Annotated in this window: 5 protein-coding genes; 4 read left to right on the top strand and 1 reads right to left on the bottom strand. The window is 69.2% G+C overall.

All coding sequences use genetic code 11. The features are described 5' to 3' along the window. Together WBP48_RS15870 and WBP48_RS15865 are read left to right on the top strand one after the other, a co-directional pair. Positions 1-991: helicase-associated domain-containing protein (locus tag WBP48_RS15870; protein ID WP_424441724.1), on the top strand; the 991-nt coding region annotated here is incomplete at its 5' end. 35 nt (positions 992-1,026) lie between these two features. Further along, positions 1,027-2,670, top strand: coding sequence for a DNA repair helicase XPB (locus WBP48_RS15865; protein WP_424441723.1), 1,644 nt, complete (start codon positions 1,027-1,029; stop codon positions 2,668-2,670). Between the two features lie 317 nt (positions 2,671-2,987). On the opposite strand, the gene WBP48_RS15860 is transcribed toward WBP48_RS15865, so the two are convergent. After that, on the bottom strand, positions 2,988-4,028 hold the full coding sequence (locus WBP48_RS15860; protein WP_424441722.1) for a lysostaphin resistance A-like protein: 1,041 nt from the start codon (positions 4,026-4,028) through the stop codon (positions 2,988-2,990). Positions 4,029-4,085: 57 nt separating this feature from the next. On the opposite strand from WBP48_RS15860, the gene WBP48_RS15855 reads away from it, so the two are divergent. Continuing rightward, positions 4,086-4,778: a response regulator transcription factor gene (locus WBP48_RS15855; RefSeq protein WP_424441721.1), complete on the top strand. Its 693-nt coding sequence runs from the start codon at positions 4,086-4,088 to the stop codon at positions 4,776-4,778. Between the two features lie 22 nt (positions 4,779-4,800). Next, positions 4,801-5,982 (top strand): histidine kinase dimerization/phospho-acceptor domain-containing protein (locus WBP48_RS15850; RefSeq protein ID WP_424441720.1); only part of this gene is annotated, 1,182 nt, incomplete at its 3' end.

Raw genomic sequence — 5,982 nt, 5'->3', positions numbered from 1 at the left:
GTGGCCGGGCGCGTATCCGTTCTCCCCGTCCTGGCCGGACCGGGCGCAGGCCGAGGCTGCGCTGCTGCTGCGCTGGGGCCTGATCGACGCAGCCGGTGCCGCACCCGGCTGGGCGGCTCCGCTGGCGGCAGGCGCCGAACCGGAAGCCCGGGCGTTGCAGACTCTGTTGCCGACGGAGGTCGATCGCGTCTACCTGCAGAACGATCTCACCGCGATCTCACCGGGCCCCCTACGACCCGACCTCGACGTGCGACTTCGGTCGATGGCGCACCGCGAGTCGCGCGCGCAGGCCTCGACGTACCGGTTCACGGCCGACACGCTCTCCGACGCGCTCACGGCAGGCGAGACGCCGGACAGCATCCGCGACTTTCTGGCGGACGTGTCGCTGACGGGCGTGCCACAGCCGCTCGCCTACGAGATCGAGCGCACTGCCCGCCGTCACGGTGCGCTGCAAGTAGGCCCCGACGGTCAGGGGCGCACGCGTATCACCAGCGACGACGATGCACTGCTGCGGACCGTCGCTGTCGACCAGGCCCTGCGTCCGCTCGGCCTCGTGCCCGAAGGCTCTGGACTCGTCACCCGCAGCGGAGCCGACACGGCCTTCTGGATGATCGCCGACGCGCGCTACCCGGTCGTCGCCGTCGACGTCGACGGCACCCGACGCAGCCCCGACCGCCACCGACTCGCCTCCGCCGGACCGGCACTCACTGACCCGGCCGACGCCTACCGCCCGCTCATCGCCCGGCTGCGCGCCGCTCACGACGCCGATGCCGACAAGGCCTGGCTCGGCCGCGAACTCGAACAGGCCGTCCGCGCGCGGGTCACGATCATCATCGCCGTCGAACTGCCCGACGGCACCGCGCGCGAGTTCACGATGGAGGCCACCGGCCTCGGCGGCGGACGGCTGCGCGGGCTCGACAAAACGGTCGACGTCGAGCGGACGCTGCCGGTGTCGAGCATCCGGGCGGTGCGCCCTGCGCCCGGTCGTTGAGCCGACCTCGGAGCGTCCCGGTAGACTTGCACGCTATGGCTGACGGCCCCCTCATCGTGCAAAGCGATCGCACCGTGCTGCTCGAAGTCGCCCATCCGCAGGCCGAGACGGCGCGACACGAACTTGCGATCTTCGCCGAACTCGAGCGGGCGCCCGAGCACATCCACACCTACCGGGTCACCCGGCTCGGCCTCTGGAACGCCCGCGCCGCCGGTCACACTGCCGACGACATGCTCGCGACGCTCGACCGCTGGTCGCGCTTCCCGGTGCCGGCATCCGTCTCGATCGACATCCGCGAGACGGTCGACCGCTACGGGCGGCTCGTCATCGAGCGGGATGCCGAGGACGCGCTCATCCTGCGCGGCACCGATGCCGCCGTCCTCGCAGAGGTCGCCCGCAACAAGCGCATCCAGCCCCTGCTGATCGGCCACCCGGCATCCGACGCCTACGTCATCGACGCGTGGGCGCGGGGCCACATCAAGCAGGAACTGCTCAAGATCGGCTGGCCGGCCGAGGACCACGCCGGTTACACGCCCGGCACCCCGCACGAGATCGAGTTGCACGAGGACGGCTGGACGCTGCGGCCCTACCAGCGTCAGGCCGTCGACATCTTCCGCGAGGGAGGTTCGGGCGTCGTGGTGCTGCCGTGCGGGGCCGGAAAGACGCTCGTGGGCGCCGCCGCCATGGCCGAGACGAAGACGACGACGCTCATCCTCGTGACGAATACCGTCAGTGCTCGGCAGTGGCGCGACGAACTGCTCAAGCGCACGTCGCTGACGCCGGAGGAGATCGGCGAGTACTCCGGCCAGGCCAAAGAGGTGAAGCCCGTCACGATCGCGACCTACCAGATCCTGACGGCGAAGCGACGAGGCCAGTACGCGCACCTCGCGCTCCTGGACGCGCTGGACTGGGGCCTCATCCTCTACGACGAGGTCCACCTGCTCCCGGCGCCGGTGTTCAAGCTGACCGCCGACCTGCAAGCCCGGCGACGGCTGGGTCTGACAGCGACGCTCGTGCGTGAGGACGGCCGCGAGGGCGATGTGTTCAGCCTCATCGGGCCGAAGCGCTTCGATGCGCCGTGGAAGGAGATCGAGGCGCAGGGCTTCATCTCCCCCGCCGTCTGCTACGAAGTGAGGGTCGACCTGCCGGCTCCCGACCGTCTCGAATACGCGGCATCCGCCGACGACGAACGCTACCGGCTTGCGGCGACCGCGCACGCCAAGATCGGCGTCGTCCGGGACCTCGTGACGCGCCACGCCGGCGAGCAGATCCTCGTGATCGGCCAGTACCTCGATCAGATCGACGTGCTGTCCGAGGCGCTGAATGCCCCGAAGATCACCGGTGCAACGCCCGTGGACGAGCGCGAGGAACTCTACGGGGCGTTCCGCGAGGGCCGGATCCCGGTGCTCGTCGTGTCCAAGGTCGCGAACTTCTCGATCGACCTGCCCGAGGCATCCGTCGCGATCCAGGTGTCGGGCTCGTTCGGGTCGCGCCAGGAAGAGGCGCAGCGCCTCGGCCGGCTCCTCCGCCCCAAGACGAGCGGACATACGGCGAGCTTCTACACGCTCATCGCCCGCGACACCGTCGACCAGGACTTCGCGCAGAACCGGCAGCGCTTCCTCGCCGAGCAGGGTTATTCGTACACGATTCTGGATGCCGAGGGGATCGCCGCCGCGTAGAACTCACCAGGATCTCGATGCGCCCGCGCTACGCGCGGACGCTCGATCCCCGGCGGGTCGCAGATTGCCGCCACCCCCAAGGCACAACGACCATTCGCGACCCCGCCAGCCACCCACAGCCACCCACCGCCCGTGGGGTCGCAGATGACCGCAATCACCACGTCACAACGACCATTTGCGACCCCATCGCAATCACCCACCCGCAGCCCAATCCCCGGCGGGTCGCAGATGGCCGCAATCATCAGGTCACAACGACCATTTGCGACCCGGCGGCGCCGCGGGCGACGGGGAGAGCGACGCGAGTCAGGGGCGCCCGATCACGGCGCAGGAGGCGGCACGGGAGCCCCCCAGACCGGGGCAGCCGGCGCCGGCGCGGGCGGAGTCAGCACGAGAGTGCGGGGCAGGGGGCGGCGGCGCAGCATCCCTTCCACGAGCGCGACGTATCCCCCGACGAGCAGGAACGACCACAGGAAGCTCACGGGGCCGGTCTCCGACGCCGTGGGGTCCGAGCCTGCCGCGAGCGACGCCAGAAAGCCCGTCAGGTTGTTCACGACGTGCAGCGCGATCGCGGCCTCGAGCCCACCGGTACGCCAAGTGAGCCACCCCGCTGCGACGGCGAACAGTCCGACGCCGATCTGACCGAGCAGATCATACAAGTGCCCCATCACGAACAGCGGCACCGGAAGCAGGATCGCGAAGGCGGGATGCCGCAGCCACCGCCCGATCGCCTGCATGAGGAACCCGCGAAAGATGTACTCCTCCGCCGCAGACTGCAGCGGAACGAGCAGGATGATGAGCACCAACGACACCGCCCACAGCGGGTTCGGCCCCGAAGCGGTCGCCTCCGCCCCGTCGGCCGGCAGCAGCAGGGAGAGTCCCGTCAGCACGACCGACAGCGCGACCGCCACGAGGCCGCACCGCAGCATCCAGCCCCAGCGCAGCCGACCCGCAGCGGAGGAGATCAGTCCGACCCGTTTGCCGTTGACGATGAGCGAAGCCAGCAGATACGCCGGCCACATCAGCACGATCGTGCCGAGCAGGACCACGAGCATGACCGGATCGCTCAGATCGAACGCCGGATTCCGGGCGACCGTCATCATCCGGTCGAGGAACACCGGATCCGTCAAGGCAATGACGATCGTGAACGCCATGAGCACCGCGAGCATGACGGCGTAGAGCACGATGCCCAGACCCGCCACGGCAAGCGGCGTCCACCACCCGCTGCGCTTCCGCGCGAACACCAGCCGGTGGAAGGCCAGCCCGGGACCGGTCGAGTCGGTCGGCAGCCCGGGTGAAGCGGTCGTCGGCGAGGCTGACATGGGGAGCGGTGAGGGGGTGAGCGGCGCGGGCGTCGTCATGCATCCATCTTCACGGATATCCAGCATCCGCATCGGTTCCGATGCCAGTATGGGGCTATGACCGCACCGCGCATCCTCGTCGTCGACGACGAACCGAACATCCGGGACCTGCTGGTCACGAGCCTCCGCTTCGCCGGGTACCAGGTGCGTGCCGTCGCCAATGGCGCGCAGACCATCTCCGCCGTGCTCGAAGAAGAGCCGGACCTCATCATCCTCGACGTCATGCTCCCCGACATGAACGGCTTCAGCGTCACCAAGCGCCTTCGGGGCGCCGGGTACACCGCGCCGATCCTGTTCCTCACCGCGAAGGACGACACCGAGGACAAGATCGAAGGTCTCAACGCCGGCGGCGACGACTACGTCACGAAGCCCTTCAGCCTCGACGAGATCGTCGCCCGTCTGCAGGCGATTCTGCGGCGCACGATGCAGGCGGACGAGGAGTCGACGATCAAGGCCGGCGAGTTGACGATGGACCAGGACACGCACGACGTCCTCGTCGGCGAAGAGTCGATCGACCTGTCCCCCACCGAGTTCAAGCTGCTGCGCTACCTCATGCTCAACCCCAACCGGGTGCTCAGCAAGGCGCAGATCCTCGACCACGTCTGGGAGTACGACTTCAACGGCGACGCGGGCATCGTCGAGAGCTACATCTCGTATCTGCGCCGCAAGATCGACCCGTACTCCTCTGAGCCGCTCATCCAGACCAAGCGCGGCTTCGGCTACATGCTGAAGGCCGGCAAGTCGTCCTGATCGTGCGGCGGCGGTCCGGTTCGTGAAAGGCGACGGCGTCCTGGCGGCACACGCTCAGCGCGACGACCGCATCACGTCGTGGTGGCGCAGCATCAGCCTGCGCGCCAAGGTCACCGGCGTCACCGTCGCCGTTCTCGCCCTCGGCCTGCTCGCCGCCGGGTTCGGCACGGCCGTCTTCCTGCGCAACGCGCAGATCGCCGAGCGCGATCAGGCCATCAGCCAGACCGTCACCCTCGACCAGGCATCCAGCCTGCTCGACGTTCAGGTCATCGACGGCGTCGCGCAGTTCGCCCGGCGATCGCCGATGCCGCCCACCTCGTTCTTCATCGCCGTCTACGGTGCCGACGGCACGTTGCTGGCCACCTCTGGCCCCTACTCCGACAGCCCACCCGAGTTCCCGCCGGCATTCGGGCTCGACAAGGCACTCATCCAGGGCACGACTCCGTTCGACCTGCACTCGGCGGACGGCAAGACGAGCTTTCATGCGGCAGTCGACATCCTCCCGATTCCGGGCGCGCGCGAGGCCAACGTGCAACTGCTCGCGCTGCCGATGGCTCCCGTCAACCAGACCGTCGCGAACTTCGTCGGCATCTACACGATCCTCGCGGCGCTGACGATCCTCGGCGGCGCCCTCGCCACGCGATGGCTCGTCACGATGGCCTTCCGCGGTCTCGGGCAGGTGGAAGAGACGGCGATGTCGATCGCCGCGGGCGACCTCAGCCAACGCATGGGCGACGTCTCGCCCGGCACCGAGGTCGGCAAGCTCAAGACCGCGATCAACGCGATGCTCGACCGGATCGATCAGGCGCTCGCGCAACGCGACGCCACTGTTCAGCACATGAGGCGCTTCATCGGCGATGCGAGCCACGAGCTGCGGACACCCCTGGTGACGGTGCGCGGCTACGCCGAGCTGTACCGCATGGGGGCGACCGCAGGCGACGAGCAGATCGCGCAGTCGATGGAGCGCATCGAGAAGGAAGCGATCCGGATGGGCGTGCTGGTCGAGGACCTCCTCGCCCTCGCCCGCCTCGACGAGCGCCGCGACATCGTCGTCTCCGCTGTCGACCTGCGGCCCATTGCGCGCGATGCCGCGCTGGATGCCCGCGCCGCGACACCCGACCGCGAGGTCGCCTTCCGCGGCGACGTGCGCTCAGCAAGCGTCGCGGCGCCCGCCCCGGCATCCGTCGTCGGTCTCGACGACACC

Source organism: Microbacterium sp. (assembly GCF_049661145.1).
Classification (GTDB): Bacteria; Actinomycetota; Actinomycetes; order Actinomycetales; family Microbacteriaceae; genus Microbacterium.
This window is presented reverse-complemented; position numbering and strand designations above follow the sequence as displayed.